General features: G+C 62.0%; 13 protein-coding genes and 1 tRNA gene. 9 read left to right on the forward strand and 5 right to left on the reverse strand.

The genetic code is table 11. From position 1 onward, the window contains the following. Window position 1 precedes the first annotated feature (1 nt). From ACZ1JX_RS11355 to ACZ1JX_RS11390, 8 genes are all read left to right on the forward strand, one after another. On the forward strand, window positions 2-1,180 hold the full coding sequence (locus tag ACZ1JX_RS11355) for a cytochrome P450 (RefSeq protein ID WP_465123657.1): 1,179 nt from the start codon (window positions 2-4) through the stop codon (window positions 1,178-1,180). 11 nt (window positions 1,181-1,191) lie between these two features. Continuing rightward, the gene (locus ACZ1JX_RS11360) at window positions 1,192-2,235 is read left to right on the forward strand and encodes a Rieske 2Fe-2S domain-containing protein (protein ID WP_465123658.1); all 1,044 of its coding nucleotides are present in this window, start codon (window positions 1,192-1,194) and stop codon (window positions 2,233-2,235) included. Window positions 2,236-2,279: 44 nt separating this feature from the next. Then, on the forward strand, window positions 2,280-4,739 hold the full coding sequence (locus ACZ1JX_RS11365; RefSeq protein WP_465123659.1) for a TonB-dependent receptor: 2,460 nt from the start codon (window positions 2,280-2,282) through the stop codon (window positions 4,737-4,739). 20 nt (window positions 4,740-4,759) lie between these two features. Beyond that, window positions 4,760-5,821, forward strand: a complete 1,062-nt coding sequence (locus ACZ1JX_RS11370; RefSeq protein ID WP_465123660.1) for an aromatic ring-hydroxylating dioxygenase subunit alpha — start codon at window positions 4,760-4,762, stop codon at window positions 5,819-5,821. 9 nt (window positions 5,822-5,830) lie between these two features. Further along, complete coding sequence (locus ACZ1JX_RS11375) at window positions 5,831-6,940, forward strand: NAD(P)-dependent alcohol dehydrogenase (protein ID WP_465123661.1); 1,110 nt, start codon at window positions 5,831-5,833, stop codon at window positions 6,938-6,940. 45 nt (window positions 6,941-6,985) lie between these two features. Further along, the gene (locus ACZ1JX_RS11380; RefSeq protein WP_465123662.1) at window positions 6,986-7,924 is read left to right on the forward strand and encodes a hypothetical protein; all 939 of its coding nucleotides are present in this window, start codon (window positions 6,986-6,988) and stop codon (window positions 7,922-7,924) included. Window positions 7,925-8,337: 413 nt separating this feature from the next. Continuing rightward, window positions 8,338-8,413 (forward strand) — tRNA-Val (locus ACZ1JX_RS11385). 115 nt (window positions 8,414-8,528) lie between these two features. Beyond that, window positions 8,529-9,203 carry an extensin-like domain-containing protein gene (locus ACZ1JX_RS11390; RefSeq protein WP_465123663.1) on the forward strand — a complete coding sequence of 225 codons (675 nt, stop codon included), beginning with the start codon at window positions 8,529-8,531 and terminating at the stop codon, window positions 9,201-9,203. A 3-nt stretch (window positions 9,204-9,206) separates the two neighbouring features. Here ACZ1JX_RS11390 and ACZ1JX_RS11395 read toward each other — a convergent pair whose 3' ends face one another. From ACZ1JX_RS11395 to ACZ1JX_RS11415, 5 genes are all read right to left on the reverse strand, one after another. Beyond that, entirely contained in the window at window positions 9,207-9,827 is a 621-nt protein-coding gene (locus ACZ1JX_RS11395) for a response regulator transcription factor (protein ID WP_465123664.1), read from the reverse strand. A gap of 283 nt (window positions 9,828-10,110) precedes the next feature. Continuing rightward, window positions 10,111-10,875, reverse strand: coding sequence for a proteasome-type protease (locus ACZ1JX_RS11400; RefSeq protein WP_465123665.1), 765 nt, complete (start codon window positions 10,873-10,875; stop codon window positions 10,111-10,113). Window positions 10,876-10,970: 95 nt separating this feature from the next. Then, complete coding sequence (locus ACZ1JX_RS11405) at window positions 10,971-11,783, reverse strand: transglutaminase family protein (RefSeq protein WP_465123666.1); 813 nt, start codon at window positions 11,781-11,783, stop codon at window positions 10,971-10,973. A gap of 22 nt (window positions 11,784-11,805) precedes the next feature. Then, window positions 11,806-12,753, reverse strand: coding sequence for an alpha-E domain-containing protein (locus ACZ1JX_RS11410; protein ID WP_465123667.1), 948 nt, complete (start codon window positions 12,751-12,753; stop codon window positions 11,806-11,808). Window position 12,754: 1 nt separating this feature from the next. Next, the gene (locus ACZ1JX_RS11415; protein WP_465123668.1) at window positions 12,755-14,188 is read right to left on the reverse strand and encodes a circularly permuted type 2 ATP-grasp protein; all 1,434 of its coding nucleotides are present in this window, start codon (window positions 14,186-14,188) and stop codon (window positions 12,755-12,757) included. A gap of 194 nt (window positions 14,189-14,382) precedes the next feature. On the opposite strand from ACZ1JX_RS11415, the gene ACZ1JX_RS11420 reads away from it, so the two are divergent. After that, window positions 14,383-16,437, forward strand: coding sequence for a molybdopterin oxidoreductase family protein (locus ACZ1JX_RS11420; RefSeq protein WP_465123669.1), 2,055 nt, complete (start codon window positions 14,383-14,385; stop codon window positions 16,435-16,437). Window positions 16,438-16,620 lie beyond the last annotated feature (183 nt).

The raw sequence follows: 16,620 nt of genomic DNA on the forward strand, positions 1-16,620 counted from the left end.
CGTGAACCTCCCGACAACTGCCGAGGACATCTTCTCGGACGAGACCCTCGCCGATCCTCACCCGACGTATCGCGGGCTGCGCGATCTGGGCTCGGCGGTCTGGCTGGAAAAGACCGGGGCGTGCTTCATCGGGCGCTATGCCGACGTCCGGCGGGCGCTCAACGATTGGCAGATCTTCTCCTCGGCGCAAGGCATCGGCTTCAACCCTGTGATCAACGCCGCCTGGGAGGAAGCGCTGATCTGCCAGGACCCGCCGGTTCATACCGCGCGGCGCAAGCTGATGATGGAAGCGCTTGGTCCCGTCGCACTCAAGCCGGTTGCCGATACCATCTCGCAGCGTGCCGCGACACTGGCCGATCGCATTGTGACAATGGGCAATTTCGACGCAGTTGCCGACTTCGCGCTCGACCTGCCGGTCGGGGTGGTCATGGACCTGATCGGCTGGCCGCATGATGTCCGCCCGGCGCTGCTCGACCTCGCCTCAGGCTCTTGGAACGCTGCTGGTCCGGCAAATGCCCGCATGGAGCAGGGCCTCGGCGGTCTGCAGGAGACGATGGGCCTGCTGACCAAGCTCTACGACAAGGAGCGCGTCCTGCCGGGCGGGTTCGCTGCAAAGCTGATCGCCGCGTCACACCGAGGCGAAATCTCGCGCGAGACTGCAATCGGCATGCTTGCAGGCTATGTCGTTGCGGCCTTCGAAACCACGATCAGCGCCATGGCCGCTGGCATCCAGCTGTTTGCCGACAATCCTGCCGAATGGGACAAGCTTCGCGCCGATCCACGTCTGGCGATGGCTGCCGCCAACGAGATCGTGCGGATCGAAACGCCCCTCCAGAACTTTGCTCGCGTGACCACACAGGACGCCGAGATGTCTGATGGCAGCGTGATCCCGTCAGGAACCAGAGTCGTCGTATCCTACGCCAGTGCCAATCGCGACGAGCGTCAGTTCGCAGACCCTGACGCTTTCCGAATAGACCGACGCGAAAAACAGAACTTGGGTTTCGGGCATGGTCCGCACGGCTGTGCCGGACAGAATCTTGCCCGCATGGAACTCACGGCCGTGTTTGGCGCGCTCGCCGCTCGCGTCGTCCGGCTCGAACGCGCCGGTGAAGGCGTCCGCGCGCTCAACAACATTTCCCGCTCTTTCGCCCGCCTGCCTGCCGTGGCGATTGCTGCCTGAGGAGACACTGTATGTATCCGTTCAAGGAAGGCTCCTTTGCTCCCCGCAACGCCTGGTATGTCGCGGCGTTCAGCGAAGACATTGGCGAGAAGCTCTTGTCGCGCTGGATCCTCGGTGAGCCGGTCGTGCTTTATCGCAAGCAGGATGGCTCTGCTGTCGCCGTGGGTGGTCGTTGCCCTCATCGTTTTTATCCCCTCGGTGAGTCCGAGCGGATCGGCGATACGATCCAGTGCGGCTATCATGGCTTTACGTTCGGCCCGGACGGTCGGTGCACCAAGCTTCCCAGCCAGCAGACGGTTCCATCCGTCTTTCGCATTCCGTCCTATCCCTTGGTGGAGCGTGGACTCTGGGCCTTCATCTGGCCGGGCGATCCCGAGCAAGCCGACGAAAGCCTGCTGCCCACCGAGGAAGAGATGGGCTTCGGCGTGGCCGGCTATATCTACAAGCCGTTTCGCACGATGCATGTGCAGGGCCGCTTTCAGCTTCTCAACGATAACCTCCTCGACCTCACGCATCTCGGCTTCCTGCATTCGGGCAGCATAGGCACCGAGGAGAACGCCAGCACGCCCGAGGAACGCGAGGTCGGCGAAAGGACGATCCGTAGTCGTCGCCAAATGACAGGCGCCGCCTGCCCGCCCTTGATGGGCAAGGCTGCCGGTTACCAAGGACTGGTTGATCGGGTGTCGGCAATGACGTTTTTCGCCCCTGGCTTCCATGCGGGCCTCGACGACACGTTCATTGCATCCACGCATCCCGATCAGGCGGGGCGCTGCATCAACAGCGCAAAAGTATTCCATGCCGTGACGCCAGCAACGCGGCACGAAACGAACTACTTTTTCGCCTTGGGCGGCACGAGCGAAGCACAAGTCGAGGCGCTCAAGTCTTCTCTCTGGCCCGTTCTCGACGAGGACATTTTCGCGACCGAAGAGATCGAAAAGATCGTGCAGAGGTCCGAGAGCCTGCCGCTCGAACTCATGGTCAAGAGCGACGCAACGACGGTCGAGGGGCGCCGGATGGTGCAACGCATGATCGACCTTGAAGACACAGTGGGCTGAGCCCGCAATCAGCAAAAAAGCAATTAGTTGAAGGGGAGATGGACATGAACGGCAAACTTCGCATTTCAACCTGCACCGCGGCGTTGGCCGCGGCAGCATTCTGGGCAAAAGCCGCTTCAGCTCAGGAAGCCGAAACAGCGGCAAACGCCAACACCGGCATCGACGAGATTATCGTAACCGCGCAGAAGCGCGCCGAAAACGTGCAGGACGTGCCAATCGCGATCACTGCCGTCACCGCGCAAGCACTGCAGGACCAGAATATCAGTTCAGTTGCGGACCTGTCCAAGCTTGCACCAAACGTGCAGCTCGACAGCAGCGCGCCGATCTTCTCTTCCTCACAGATCCTCACCGGGTTCATTCGCGGCATCGGCCAGAACGATGTCTCGTCGAGCCTTGAACCCGGCGTTGGCATCTATCTCGACGGTGTCATCCTTGCCAGGTCGACAGGCGCGAACGTCGACCTGCTCGACGTCGAACGCATAGAAGTCCTCAAAGGACCGCAAGGCACGTTGTTCGGTCGCAACACCATCGGCGGTGCGATCTCTGTCGTGACCCGTGACCCGGCTGACAAACTCGGTGTCCGCATCCAAGGCACTTACGGCAGTCGTGAACGCATGGAACTGCGCGGCACGATCGATATTCCGCTGGCCCAGACCCTGTCCTCGCAAGTGAGCTTCTCGCGTAAATATCAGAAGGGCTACCAGCGGATCATCCCATTCCCTGGCGACACGGGAGTGACCGACGAATACAATCTCAACATCATCCCGCGAAACAAGTCGGATCGGCGCGGTGGCACCGATACTTATACCTTCCGCGGCAAGCTGAAGTGGGAGCCGTCAGACAATGTCACCGTCCGTCTGGCCGGCGATTATTCGCACGCAGATGAAGAGGCTGGTGCTGTCTCGCTTGTTGCAACTGACGTCAACCCGCTCGCCCCGGCTCCGACCTATGCTGCCGTTTACAACACCTGCATCAGCGCCCCCGGCTTCCTCTTCGCGCCCGGTGCCCCCTTGGGCTTCCTTGGTCCGATCTGCGGCCCACGTGGTGGCGGGGTGCCAGGCGGGGCCGCACTTCCCGGCCTTGCAGGCTACAACTTCGCCAACGCAACCCCGCGCCTCACGTTCGGGGATCAGTTCATCACGCCCAATCGCGACGAAACCTATGCAAACGGAGCAAACCGGTCGCTTGTGAAGACCTGGGGGCTCACCGGCCAGATCGACATTGAACTCAGCGATAACCTCTCGCTGAAGTCAACTACGGGTTACCGCGAAGTCGATGCCGACCTTGCCAATGACATCGATGGCGCGCCCATGCTGATTGCCACGACGTTGTCGCAGCTACGCCAGAAGCAGTTTTCGCAGGAACTCCAGTTCAACATCGATGCCATCGACGGTCGCCTGAAGTCGGTCGTTGGTCTTTATTACTTCCAGGAGAAGAACGACAACCTCGAGAACGCCTATCTCTCGGAAGGGCTGGGACAGTTCTATGGTCCTTACCACAACGACAACAAGTCCTACGCGGCTTACACACATAACAGCTTCGCTATCACTGACCAATTCAGCATCACGATCGGTGCCCGCTACACGCAGGACAAGAAAACGTTCTTCGCTGGCCAGTCGGACATCAATCTGTCGCTGTTGAAGCTGGGCCTATTCACAGCAGGTCAGCTTCCCGACCCGAACGATCCCACGCGGCTCTATCCGCTCGGCCTGCAGAAGGACACCTACAACAACTTCGCGATGCGCGTTGGCGCTGAATACAAGATCACGCCGGACGTGATGGTCTACGGCTCATTTGCTCAGGGCTTCAAGTCAGGCGGCTATACCACACGCCTCTCGATCCCCACGCCGGGCAACATCGCACCGCGCTTCGACCCCGAAAAGGCCGACACCTACGAGATTGGCGCAAAGACCGAATTCTTCGATCGGCGTCTGCAACTGAACCTGGCGGCGTTCCACACCGACTACAAGAACCTCCAGGTCATCGTCGTCCGCGGGATTTCGCCATTTATCGAGAACGCCGGCACGGCAAAGATCGATGGCGTTGAGGCGGAGCTTGTAGCCCGGCCGATCCCGGAGGTGCGCCTCAACGCCAGCCTTGGCTATATCGACGCGCGCTATACCAGTCTGGATCCGGCGGTGACTTTCACCAAGGACGATGCCTTCGTGAACACGCCGAAATGGTCGGCGTTCATTGCGGCAGACGTTGATCTGTTCAAGGCGCTGGACGGCACGTTCACAGCCCATGCGGACTACTCCTACAAGAGCCGCATTGCACGCGATGCAGTCAACACGCCGGCGCTAATTGCTGACCCGCAGAACATTGTTGGCGCAAGCCTACGGTGGGCGCGTGCCGATGACCTGCTTGAGGTCAAAGCCGGTGTGATGAACCTGACAGACGAGCGTTACATCGTGACCGGCACGCAGGTCGATGCAGTCGGCGCGACGACGGTCACCTGGTCGCGACCGCGTGAATACTACCTCACGCTCAGCCTCAAATACTGAACGCTTCGAAAGGGCCACCGATGTCCAATCTCGTCCGCAACTGCTGGTATGTCGCCGGTTGGAGCCACCAGATCACCCGAGAACCCCAGCAGCGCATGCTGCTGGGCGAACCGGTGGTGCTTTACCGGCGCGAGGACGGCTCACCGGTGGCTCTCGAAGACCGCTGTGTCCACCGACTCGCGCCACTATCGCTGGGGCGCGTTGAGGGTGATCGCATCCGCTGCCTCTACCACGGCTTCCAATTCGACGCCGATGGCACTTGCCGGGAAATTCCTGGGCAAGACATGATCCCCGACAGGGCCTGCGTCAAAGCATACCCTGTGGTCGAAAAGAACAGCTGGGTGTGGGTATGGATGGGCGACCCGGCGCGAGCCGACCCCACACGCATCGCCAACTCCAAGGCACTTGATGACCCGCAGTGGATCCTCAAGACGGGCCAGCTCGATTACGATGCAAATTACGAGCTGATCAACGACAACTTGCTCGATCTTACGCACCTGACCTATGTTCACGCGGGGAGCTTCGGCGCCGACGAAGCCTGGTCACGCAACCGGCCAATGATCGAGCGCATCCCCGAAGGCGTGCGCTCGTCCCGCTGGATCATCGGTTCGCCTCCGATCCCGCCGCTCGGGGAAGCTGCAAGTCACGAGACCGTCGACATCTGGACGAGTTACGATTTCGTGTTGCCTGGCGTGTTCCTCCTCTACACCGCGATGTATCCTGCAGGCACCGCAGCGGCGTGTGACGGGCGAGAACCAGGGCCGGAACACCGCGTCCTGTTCAACAACTTCACCAGCCAGGCTGTCGTGCCGACGTCCGAGAAAACTTCACGCTACTATTACTCCTGGGGGCCTGGCGCAGGCTTTGGGGATGAGGCCATAGCGCAACTCATGATCGATACGGCGACCATGGCATTCCGGGAGGACAAAGTCATGATCGAGGCACAGCAGCGCGTGATTGACTGCGACCCGGCAAAGCAGCCTATGCCTGCCACCGCCGACCGTGCGATCACGATCTTTCAGCGCCTAATGCAAAGCCAGGACCGACCTGAAGCCAACGCTGCGGCCGAAGCGGCGGCCTGAGAAGGACTTATGACATCCACCATCGAAGCAGCCGTTTTTCGCGCGGCAGGCGCTCCACCCGCCATTGAACGGGTCATTATTGACGCGCCTCGCGACGACGAGGTCCTCGTCAAGATCGTGGCAGTCGGGGTTTGCCACACTGACATGGTGCTCCGCGACGGCATGCTGCCAATGCCGTTCCCTGTGGTGCTAGGTCACGAGGGATCGGGCATTGTCGTAGAGGTCGGCCATGCCGTGACAGGGGTGAGCCAAGGCGACCATGTGGTGCTCAGCTTTGACAGCTGCGGAGATTGCCCGTCGTGTGGCGCGGATGCTCCCGCGTATTGTCACTCCTGGTTCCCGTTGAACTTCGGCGGCGGTAGGTCCGATGGCACTACCGCGCTGCGCGGAACACACGGAGAGTCGATCCACAGTCACATCTTCGGCCAATCTTCGTTCGCCACACACGCGCTCGTGCATGAGCGCAATCTCGTGAAGGTCGACAAGGATCTGCCCCTTGAGCTGCTGGGCCCCCTTGGCTGCGGCATCCAGACCGGAGCAGGGACGATCCTCAACGTCCTCAGACCAGGCTCGGGCAGCTCCGTTGCGGTCATTGGCACAGGCGCAGTTGGTTCCTCGGCTATACTGGCGGCAAGACTTTCTGGCGTCGCCAACATCGTTGCAGTCGATCTCAATCAGGAGAGACTCGCCTTCGCGCTTCGATTGGGCGCCACGCACGTATTTGACCCGCGCGCTGTGGACATGCCGGCAATGGCAGTAGCTGCCGGCTGCGCCGCCGGTTTCGACTACATCGTGGATACCACAGGCAACCCCGACGTGGTCAACAAAGCGATCCATGCCCTGGCACCACGCGGCGAACTGGCGTTGGTAGGCGCATATCCACCAGCGCAGGTCGAAGCTGACGCATCGTTCCTTATGAGTGGTGGCCGAGTGATCAGGGGTATCGTCGAAGGCGGCGCGGCCCCCAAACGCTTCATCCCGCAACTCCTGGAGCATTTCCGCAACGGTCGCTTTCCGTTTGACCAACTTATTCGCAAGTTCGATTGGAACGATTTGCAGGCGGCAATTGAAGCAGGGGAAAAAGGCGCGGTGCTCAAGCCTGTAGTCGTTATGCCGTGAGCCGGTTATCCCTCCTGTCTGCTAGTTAGCCAACAGGAGAGCACTTTGGCTTCCGAACCTATTACATTCGGCACGCTTGAAGACATCGAAGCGCGGCTTGCGTGGTCCCACGAGGCGCATGCGTTCACGCCTTGGCTGGCAGATAACCTCGAGCGACTCTCGCAGGCAATTGGCATCCCTCTCGAGCTCACGGGCCGCGAAGTGAGCGTGGGGCGCTACTCGGCCGACATACTGGCGACTAACCCCGTCGACGGAAGCGTGGTGCTTATCGAGAACCAGCTTGAGCCCTCGGACCACACGCACATGGGGCAAATCATGACCTACCTTGCGGGTCTTGAGGCGCAGGTGATTATCTGGGTCGCCCCGAACTTTCGCGAAGAGCACCTGTCGGCCCTGCGATGGCTCAACCAGCACACCGCTGAGAACTTCGCCTTCTTTGCGGTGCGGTTACGGGTCGTGCGCATCGGGGACAGCGCGCTAGCTCCGCTATTTGACGTGCTGGAGAAGCCCAACGCATGGGACAAGTCGTTACAGCGAACGGCACGCGCCGCAACGGCAGCTACCACATCACCAGAAGTAGCCGCGCGTCGGGACAGCCTGTGGGCGCGGTATGCCCAGCGTGACCCACAAGTCGAGCACGATCTTCGTGTTGGCCCAGGTGGTTCTGTTCGATGGCGGGTCGTGCCTGACACCGGCGTCGTGGTGTCTCGATACGTTTCCAAAAGCGGAGTGGGTCTGTTTCTGCGCGGCGGGAAGGGGCGTGGTGGCCAGGTTACCCTTCCGCGCTTCGAAGCCTCTGCAGAGGCTCTGGAGAAAGAGTTGGGCGCTCCCCTTGCGAATCCGAACTTCCCTTTCGCGGCCCACCGCGATGTCAATTGGGGCGACGCTGACTCGATCGAAGCCGCTACAGATTGGCTAGTATTGCAAACTGAACGATACACTAACGCAGCAGCGACACTGCTGTTACTAGGGGAAGTTGATTGAGGTCTTCTTCGCAGCTCTCCACACCGCGCATCAACCAGCGACTGAGACTCCTAGCATTGACTAGCGAATAGAGCACAACGCACGGCGCGCTCGTCACTTCTGCAACCAGACACTTTTTTGGACTCGAAATGCATTTGCTCGCCCGAGCCGTTAAAACTCGGCTTTCGAGGGCCTTCCTCGCTCGCATAAAGCCACAAGCACGGTCATGGGAAGTTGCATCGCATCGTTTGCATCCTCCAGCCATTCAAACTCGGAGAAATCTGCGGGTTTGAATGGCAAATCACTTCGGGACTATTTCGGGACTCTTGGCACAATCAGGGGTGTTTAGAGGTCATTCGATGCCTCTCCCTGCAGGACCATCAACGCTTGACCAACCCCGAAAAACCTAGCAATAGCGCGCTTCCGGCACGCCGGGGCGCTTAGCTCAGTTGGTAGAGCATCTCGTTTACACCGAGAGGGTCGGCGGTTCGAGCCCGTCAGCGCCCACCATTCCCGGACGCCGTTTCCCCATTCATCGCGATCACACGCCGGGTTGGAGCAGAGCTGCGCCGTAGTGGTGTTGACGCGTGTTGCGTGCGCGCGATTGTCGTGCGATTCTCAGGCCATGGCCAGAGCGTCTCGCGCCATCCTTGCTGCCTCGCTGACGGTCCTGCTCGCCGGGTGCATCGGATCGCCCGAACAGCCCGTGCGCAAGCCTTCGCGCAGTGGTACGGGCACCTCGCTCAGCCAATCGCCGCAGACCCGCGCGTGCCTTGCCAACCTGGGCACGACCCGCGCCAGTTTCACACCGCTGGCGGACCAGTATTACGGCGCAGGCTGTGCCACGCTGGGCACGGTCAAGCTGGGCTGGCTGCAGGGGGACGAGGGGCGGCTTGATGTCACCAACCTGGGGCCCGTATCGTGCCCCGCCGCCACGGCGCTGCAAGGCTGGGCGCGATTTGGGGTGGACCGGGCGGCACGGCAGATCCTTGGCAGCCCGCTGGTGCGGATCGAGACGATGGGGAGCTATTCGTGCCGCAACGTGGCGGGCACCACGCGCCTGTCTGCCCATGCACAAGCCAATGCGATCGACGTTGCGGGCTTTCGCCTTGCCGACGGGCGCCGCATTACCGTGGCCAACGACTGGAATTCACCCTCGCCCCAGACCCGCGCTTTCTTGCGGACGATCCGCGACAGCGCCTGCAAGCGCTTCGGCACCGTGCTTACCCCGGACTACAACGCCGACCACCGCGATCATCTCCATCTGGAGCCCGGCGGCCTCAAGCCGTTCTGCCGCTGACGATCAGGCCGCCACGTCGTCCAGTCCCGTAGCCTCGATCCGCAAACGCACCGCTTCGGCAGCATGGCGCGCGCCGAGCTTGCCCATCATCTTCATGCGGTGGATTTCGACGGTGCGCGGGCTGATGTCGAGTTCGCGGGCGATGGCCTTGTTGCTGCATCCCTCCGCCAACCGGTCGAGCACCTCACGTTCACGCAAGGACAGGCGCGAAATCCGCTGCCGCGCCTCGGCCGCGCGGGCGCGCTGGGCGCGGAAGGTGTCAGCCTCGCGCGTCGCCCGGGCCACCGCTTCATTCAGCGGGCCGATCTGCGTCGGTTGCGCAAGATAGTCGAGAGCGCCAGCCTTGATCGCCGAGACCACTGCCGCTGTCTGCGGCGCTTCGGCTATGGCGACGACCGGCAGCCAGTGCCCGGCGTGCATCATCGCCGCGATCAGCTTGCGTATCCCCTCGCCGACCGGTTCGTCCTGCGCCAGCACAAGGCCGCCAGACGGCGCGTGCGCAAGAAGCTCCCCGGCACTCGCGTAGATTTCCGCGTGGTGGCCAGCTGCGAAAGCCAGTCGTGCGAGCTGCGCACGGCGGGCGGAGTCGCTATCGAGAATGTGGAGTGTGATACGATCAACCATGCGGGCAAGTAATCACCCTGCTGCAACAATTGACCACCGTGGTTAGCTTCGTATTGAACCGAAACCGCGCTGCAAATTGTCGCTACTACAGGTTCACCCTAAGGAACTTCGCTTCGGGAACGGATCAAATACATCGGAATTTACCACGCCAATCGCCCGTCCAGCGCCTCGTGGCGGGGATTTTCCAAAGCGAAACACTGGCTTTCGGAAAGATGCGGTTAACCAAGGCCAGCCGGATCGGCCGAGTCGGAGCGACTGAAACGCAGAAACTGGCCGCCCCGGCTCAGTTGCCCCCGGCCTGCTCACCCAGACCATCGAAAGTATAGTCCGGCAGCGAATGGAACGCCTGCCGCAAGGCCTCGCTCCAGCTTGACGAGATCGACTTGAAATAGGGGTCGCTGGCAAGGATCCGCCGTTGGTGCAAGGGCTCGAACCGGTCGCGCTCCATCACCATCAGGTCGAACGGCAAGCCGACCGACAGGTTCGCCGCTACCGTGGAATCGAAAGATACCATCAGCAGCTTCACCGCGTCCTCGAAGCTCATCGTCCGGTCATAGCCGCGCAGCAGGATCGGGCGACCGTACTTGGTTTCGCCGATCTGGAAGAACGGCGTGTCGAAGCTCGCCTCGATGAAATTCCCTTCGGGGTAGATCATGAACAGGCGCGGCTCCATGTCCTTGATCTGGCCCGCCACGATGATCGAGGCGGTAAAGCGCGGCCCTTCGGATTGCATTCCGCCTTCCTGCCGCCCTTCGATCACATTGCGCAGCAGGTTGCCGACCAGCGTTGCCACCTGGAACATTGTCGGCGCTTCGAGGATCGACGGCCTGCGGTCGCTTGGCGCCTTGTTGCGCTCCTCAAGCTGCGAGATCACGGCCTGCGTCGTGGCGAGATTGCCCGCAGTCATGATCGTGATCTGCCGCTCGCCCGGCACCGACCAGTGGAACATCTTGCGGAACACCGAGATATTGTCGACGCCGGAATTGGTGCGCGTGTCACTCATCATGACAAGCCCTTTGTCGAGCACCATTCCCACGCAATAGGTCATTGTCCTGCCCCGATTTTTCCCCGTCGCAACGATGCAATCCGGCGCTCTGGCCGAAGCGTTGACCGAATCCCCCCGATCAGGCCGTTCGCGCGGTGCTATTGTTCCACACGCTGTTGCTGCACGGCAAGCTTCACGTGCATGGATTCGTCTCGCGCACCATACCTTATCCCCGTCACCGGCGCAGCATCGCGATAATCGCGCCCTGTCGCGACACGCACGTACCGGGCGTCGGGACTGATCCCGTTCGAGATATCGAAGCCGACCCAGCCCAGCCCTTCGACGAAGGCCTCGGCCCAGGCATGCCCTGCATCCTGATCGATGCGGTCATCCATCATCAGGTAGCCGCTGACATAGCGGGCAGGAATGCCGAGCGATCGCGCGGCACCGATGAACACGTGGGCATGGTCCTGGCACACCCCGCGCCCCGCCAGCAGCACGCCTTCGGCTGTCGTGGCAGAATCGGTATGCCCCGCCGCATACTCCACCCGCTCGCGGATGAGCGACGAGAGGCCGTGCAGCGTTGGCAGCGTGTTGGGCTCGTCCGGCAGCGCTGCAAGCAGACTCCGCGTCCGTGGTCCCGCGCGCGTCAGGTCGGTCTGCTCGACGAACTGCCACAGCGGCATGAAGCCCGAATGCCGTCCGATCACGCCGCTTTCGTCGCTGGTGTCGACCAGCCCTTCGCAACGGATGGTCACTTCGCTCACGCCCGGATCGAACGAGATCAGCGTGACGTGGTTGCAGTTGGCGTCGTCGTATTCGACCTGCAGCTGCGCGCCCTCGAAATGCATGTTCCATTCAAGCACGCGCTGGCCGGACGAGGTCTTCGGCATCAGGCGCAGGCGCTGCATCCCGCGGCTCACCGGCCCGGAAAAGACGTAATGCGTGGTATGATCTACGCTCAGGCGCATGGGGCTATGGTGTCCTCGGGGCCTAATCGATGAAGCGGTAATCGCGCTGTATCTGCAACGCGAGGGCAGTGTTGGAGCGGATGAAGCCGCCGATGAACTCGTGCAGGCCCTGCTCGAAGATCGCATCGATCGTTGCCTGATGGAACCGGCAATCGGCATCGCGCAGGATTTCGTGCGAATGCATCTCGCCGCCATACTCGCGAGCAAGGCTGGCAAGGTTCGAGCGCAACTTGGAATAGCAAAACGCCAGGCTGCGCGGGAAACGGCCGTCGAGGATCAGGAACTCGGCAATGCCGCGCGGGTCCATGCGCCCGGCGTTGAGCCAGCGATAGGCCCGCTCGCCCGCCACAGAGCGCAGCACGTTCTCCCACTGCACGTTGTCGAGGCTCGACCCCACGTAGGAAATCGAAGGCAGCAGCACGTAGTACTTCACGTCGAGGATGCGCGCGGTGTTGTCCGCCCGCTCGATAAAACTGCCCAGCCGCGCGAAGTTGTAGATCTCGTTGCGCAGCATGGTGCCTTCCATGGCACCGCGCACTTGCGTCGACTGGCGACGGACAAGGTCAAGCACGTCGCCCAGCCGCGTCTCCGTGACCGGACGCGCCAGCGCCTCCTTCAGCTTCATCCAGCCGTCATTGACCGATTCCCACACCTCGCGGGTGATCCCGCCGCGCACCATGCGCGCATTGGTCCGCGCCATCTCGGTCATCGCCATGACGCTGCCGGGATTGTCCTTGTCGCGCAGGATGTAGTTGAACACGTGCGGGCCGGTATATTCCGTCCCGTGCCGCGCTTCGAACCCCGGCCTCAGGCCCAGCGTCACGATCAGCGAGCGCCATTCGTCCGATGCGTCGGAGGCATCGCGGGTCAGCGCCATGCGGAACCCCGCCTCGATCAGGCGGGAAATGTTCTCCGCCCGTTCAAGGTAGCGGAACAGCCAGAAAATGCCGTTTGCAGACCGTCCCAACATATCAGTCGTCCAGTACCCAGCTGTCCTTGGTCCCGCCGCCCTGCGACGAGTTGACCACGAGCGACCCCTTCTTCAGCGCCACGCGGGTCAATCCGCCGGGCGTGATGTCGATCCCGTTGGGGCTGACCAGCACGAAAGGTCTGAGGTCCACGTGGCGCGGGGCAAGGCCCGCCTTGGTCAGGATCGGCACGGTCGAAAGCGAGAGCGTTGGCTGCGCAATGTAGTTCTCGGGCTTTGCCCGCAGCTTGGCCTCGAACGCTGCCAGTTCCTTGCGTGACGACGTCGGCCCGATCAGCATGCCGTACCCGCCCGATCCGTGCACCTCCTTGACTACCAGTTCGGCAAGGTTGTCGAGCACGTACTTGAGCGATTCCGGCTCGGCGCAACGCCAGGTTGGCACGTTCTGCAGGATCGGCTTTTCGCCGGTATAGAACTCGACGATCTCGGGCATGAACGAATAGATCGCCTTGTCGTCGCAGATGCCGGTGCCCGGTGCGTTGGCGATCGTGATCCCGCCCGCGCGATAGACGTCCATGATCCCCGACACGCCAAGAACGCTGTTGGGATTGAAGGTCAGCGGATCAAGGTATTCGTCGTCCACCCGGCGATAGAGCACGTCGATCGGCTGGTAGCCGCGCGTCGTCCGCATCGCGATGCGCCCGTTCTCGACGCGCAGGTCGCTGCCCTCGACCAGTTCGGCACCCATCTGGTCTGCGAGGAACGCGTGCTCGAAATAGGCCGAATTGTAGATCCCCGGCGTCAACACCGCGACGACCGGTTTCTTGCCATCGCAGGCCGGCGGCGCGCAGGCGGCAAGGCTGCGGGCAAGACGGCGCGGATAGTCCGAAACCTCGCGCACCCGGACCTTGGTGAACAGCTCCGGGAACATCGCCATCATCGTCTCGCGGTTCTCCAGCATGTAGGAGACACCGGACGGCGTGCGGGCATTGTCTTCCAGCACCATGAAATCGTCCTCGCCCGTGCGGACAAGGTCGATGCCGACGATGTGGGTATAGACCCCGCCCGGCGGCGTGAAGCCGACCATCTCGGGCAGGAACGCCACGTTGTTCTTCAAAAGGCGCGCCGGGAGACGACCCGACCGGACGATTTCCTGCCGGTGATAGAGATCGTGGAGGAAAGCGTTGAGCGCCCGCACGCGCTGCTCGATCCCGCGCGAGAGCTTGCGCCATTGCTGGGCAGTTATGATGCGCGGCACCATGTCGAAGGGAATGAGCCGCTCTTCAGCGTCTTCGTTGCCATAGACGTTGAAGGTGATGCCGGTGCGACGGAAAAAGGCTTCGGCTTCGCTGCCCTTGCGCCGCAGCAGGTCCGGTGGCTGCTGATCGTACCACTGGCAATATCCAGCATACGCAGGCCTCACCGAGCCATCGGCGTTGAGCATCTCGTCGTAGGACGAGGGCGATGTTGTTTTCATAGGCACATCCCGTCTGCACCCAAGCTTGCACAACGAATCAGCTTTGCCAAGCGCGCCAATGCTGCACTGCGAAATAAAGTTGCACCACTTTAACTGCCGCACTCTGTGCAAGATTCCGGCAAGCAATTTCCCTTGCCTGATCGCGTCTGGAATGAGACTTAATCGCTCAACTAAAAAGTTCTCGGAGAGCGGCGATGCCACAGGTCCACAAGCGCACCTGCCACATTTGCGAAGCAAACTGCGGCGTGCTGGTCGAGGTTGAAGGCAACAGCATCCTCTCGATCAAGGGCGATCCAGACAACCCTTTGTCGCGCGGGCATATTTGCCCCAAGGGCACCGCTTTGCAGGACCTGCAGGAAGACCCTGACCGGCTGCGCAAACCCTTGAAGCGCGTCGGATCAGACTGGCACGAAATCAGCTTCGAGCAAGCCTTTGCGGAGATCGGCGAGAAGGTCCGCGCCATCCTCGCGCGCGATCCTGACAGTTCGGCGGTCTATGTCGGAAATCCCAACGCACACTCATATGGCAATGCGCTGAACATCGGCATTCTCGAGAAGGCACTGCGCACGCGGAACAAGTTTTCCGCCAGCACCGTCGACCAGATGCCGCACCAGGTCGCGAATCTGCGGCTGTGGGGCCACGCCAGCATGTTCCCGATTCCCGACGCCGACCGCACGCAAACGCTCGTCATCCTCGGCGGCAATCCCATGGCGTCGAACGGCTCGCTGTGGACCGTCCCCGATTTTCGCAACCGCATGAAGGACTTGCGCGGTCGCGGCGGCGAACTCGTCGTGATCGACCCGCGCCGCACCGAAACCGCGAAGATCGCCGACCGCCACCTGTTCATCCGTCCGGCGAGCGACGTCTGGTTCCTGATCGCGATGCTCAAGGCGGTCATGGCGCGCAAGCCCCACCGCCCGGTGCAGGACTTCGTCACCGGGCTCGATGAAGTCGCCGCCCTGCTCGAACGCTTCGACAGCGAGGCCTGCGCCGCCGCCTGCGGCGTCCCACTTGCCGAGATCGAACGCCTGGCTGACCGCTTCGCCGCAGGCCCCGCCGCACTCTATGGACGCATGGGCGTGGCGACCCAATCCAATGGGACGCTCAACGCCTGGCTTATCTCCTTGATAAACATCGCATCCGGCCAGCTTGACCGCGAAGGGGGCTGGGTGTTCGGCCTGCCTGCCGTCGATACCGTCAGCGTCCTGCCCCCCGGCTCGATCGGCAAGCACACCTCGCGCGTGTCGGGCCACCGCTCGGTCCTCGGCGAATTTCCCGCCGCCGCCATGGCCGAGGAGATCGAGACGCCCGGCGAAGGCCAGATCAAGGCGCTGTTCGTCGTCGCCGGCAATCCAGTGCTCTCCACGCCCAACGGTGCGCGTCTGGCCAAGGCACTGGAATCGTTGGACCTGATGGTCTCCATCGACATCTACCGCAACGCCACCAGCGCCCACGCGCACTACATCCTGCCGCCCTCCGGCCCGCTGGAGCGCGACCACTACGGTCTGTTCCTCCTGCCCATGGCCGCACGCACCATCGCGGTCTATTCGCCACCCACGCTGCCGCAGGCTGAAGGCTCGCTCCACGACTGGGAAATCCTGCGCGGTCTGGCGAGCGCGATCAGCGGCGAACCGGTGCAGTCCCCCACCCCGCGCGAGGCGCTTGACGGACTTCTCCAAACGGGTCCTTACGGCCTCACTCTCCAACAAGTGGAAGCATCGCCTTCGGGCATCGATCTGGGTCCGCCGCCTGTCGGCCAGTTGCCAGCCCGCCTGCGCTCTGCCTCGAAGAGTGTGGCCTGTGCTATACCAGAGTTCATGCTCTGCCTCGGAGAGTTGGAGATTCCCGTCAACGAAGTTTCAGAGGGTCTGAAACTGATCGGAAGACGCCACTTGCGCACCAACAACTCCTGGCTCGCCAACAGCCGCCGCCTGATCAAGGGCCCGGACCGCTGCACAGTGATGATCCACCCGACCGACGCCGAACAGCGCGGCATCGCCGACGGTGCGACCGTGAAGGTCCGCTCAAGTGCTGGAGAAATAAGCCTTTCCGCCGAGATAACCGAAGACATGATGCCCGGCACCGTCTCCATCCCCCACGGCTGGGGCCACGCCCTCCCCGGCGTCGCCATGGCCAACGCGCTGGGCAAACCCGGCGTCAGCGTCAACGACATCACGCTGAACGAAGTCGATCCGCTATCGGGCAACGCAGCGCTGAACGGGATCGTGGTGGAGGTGGAGGTGACTTGATCTCGCAGAGAGCGTGATTCACACTGAGACCATGACACCTCGGCAGCGAGCGATCTTTTCTACAGCCTTTGAACGGCATCCAGATGGTTGGCTGTGGTATGCCAACGCGTGGTCTGGCGGCGTTCTAGTCTCAGCTGAAGAGCGTGAAATCTACATGCAATTCAGACCTGTAGCTTTCAGGCG

The sequence above is a fragment of the Novosphingobium sp. BL-A-41-Hi4A-0G genome (assembly GCF_055521735.1).

What these genes read in the sequence shown, in the direction of transcription:
- ACZ1JX_RS11360 (WP_465123658.1), top strand. Translation starts at nt 1,192, where the DNA reads ATGTATCCGTTCAAGGAAGGCTCCTTTGCTCCCCGCAACGCCTGGTAT.
- ACZ1JX_RS11365 (WP_465123659.1), top strand. Translation starts at nt 2,280, where the DNA reads ATGAACGGCAAACTTCGCATTTCAACCTGCACCGCGGCGTTGGCCGCG.
- ACZ1JX_RS11370 (WP_465123660.1), top strand. Translation starts at nt 4,760, where the DNA reads ATGTCCAATCTCGTCCGCAACTGCTGGTATGTCGCCGGTTGGAGCCAC.
- ACZ1JX_RS11375 (WP_465123661.1), top strand. Translation starts at nt 5,831, where the DNA reads ATGACATCCACCATCGAAGCAGCCGTTTTTCGCGCGGCAGGCGCTCCA.
- ACZ1JX_RS11390 (WP_465123663.1), top strand. Translation starts at nt 8,529, where the DNA reads ATGGCCAGAGCGTCTCGCGCCATCCTTGCTGCCTCGCTGACGGTCCTG.
- ACZ1JX_RS11395 (WP_465123664.1), bottom strand. Translation starts at nt 9,827, where the DNA reads ATGGTTGATCGTATCACACTCCACATTCTCGATAGCGACTCCGCCCGC.
- ACZ1JX_RS11400 (WP_465123665.1), bottom strand. Translation starts at nt 10,875, where the DNA reads ATGACCTATTGCGTGGGAATGGTGCTCGACAAAGGGCTTGTCATGATG.
- ACZ1JX_RS11405 (WP_465123666.1), bottom strand. Translation starts at nt 11,783, where the DNA reads ATGCGCCTGAGCGTAGATCATACCACGCATTACGTCTTTTCCGGGCCG.
- ACZ1JX_RS11410 (WP_465123667.1), bottom strand. Translation starts at nt 12,753, where the DNA reads ATGTTGGGACGGTCTGCAAACGGCATTTTCTGGCTGTTCCGCTACCTT.
- ACZ1JX_RS11415 (WP_465123668.1), bottom strand. Translation starts at nt 14,188, where the DNA reads ATGAAAACAACATCGCCCTCGTCCTACGACGAGATGCTCAACGCCGAT.
- ACZ1JX_RS11420 (WP_465123669.1), top strand. Translation starts at nt 14,383, where the DNA reads ATGCCACAGGTCCACAAGCGCACCTGCCACATTTGCGAAGCAAACTGC.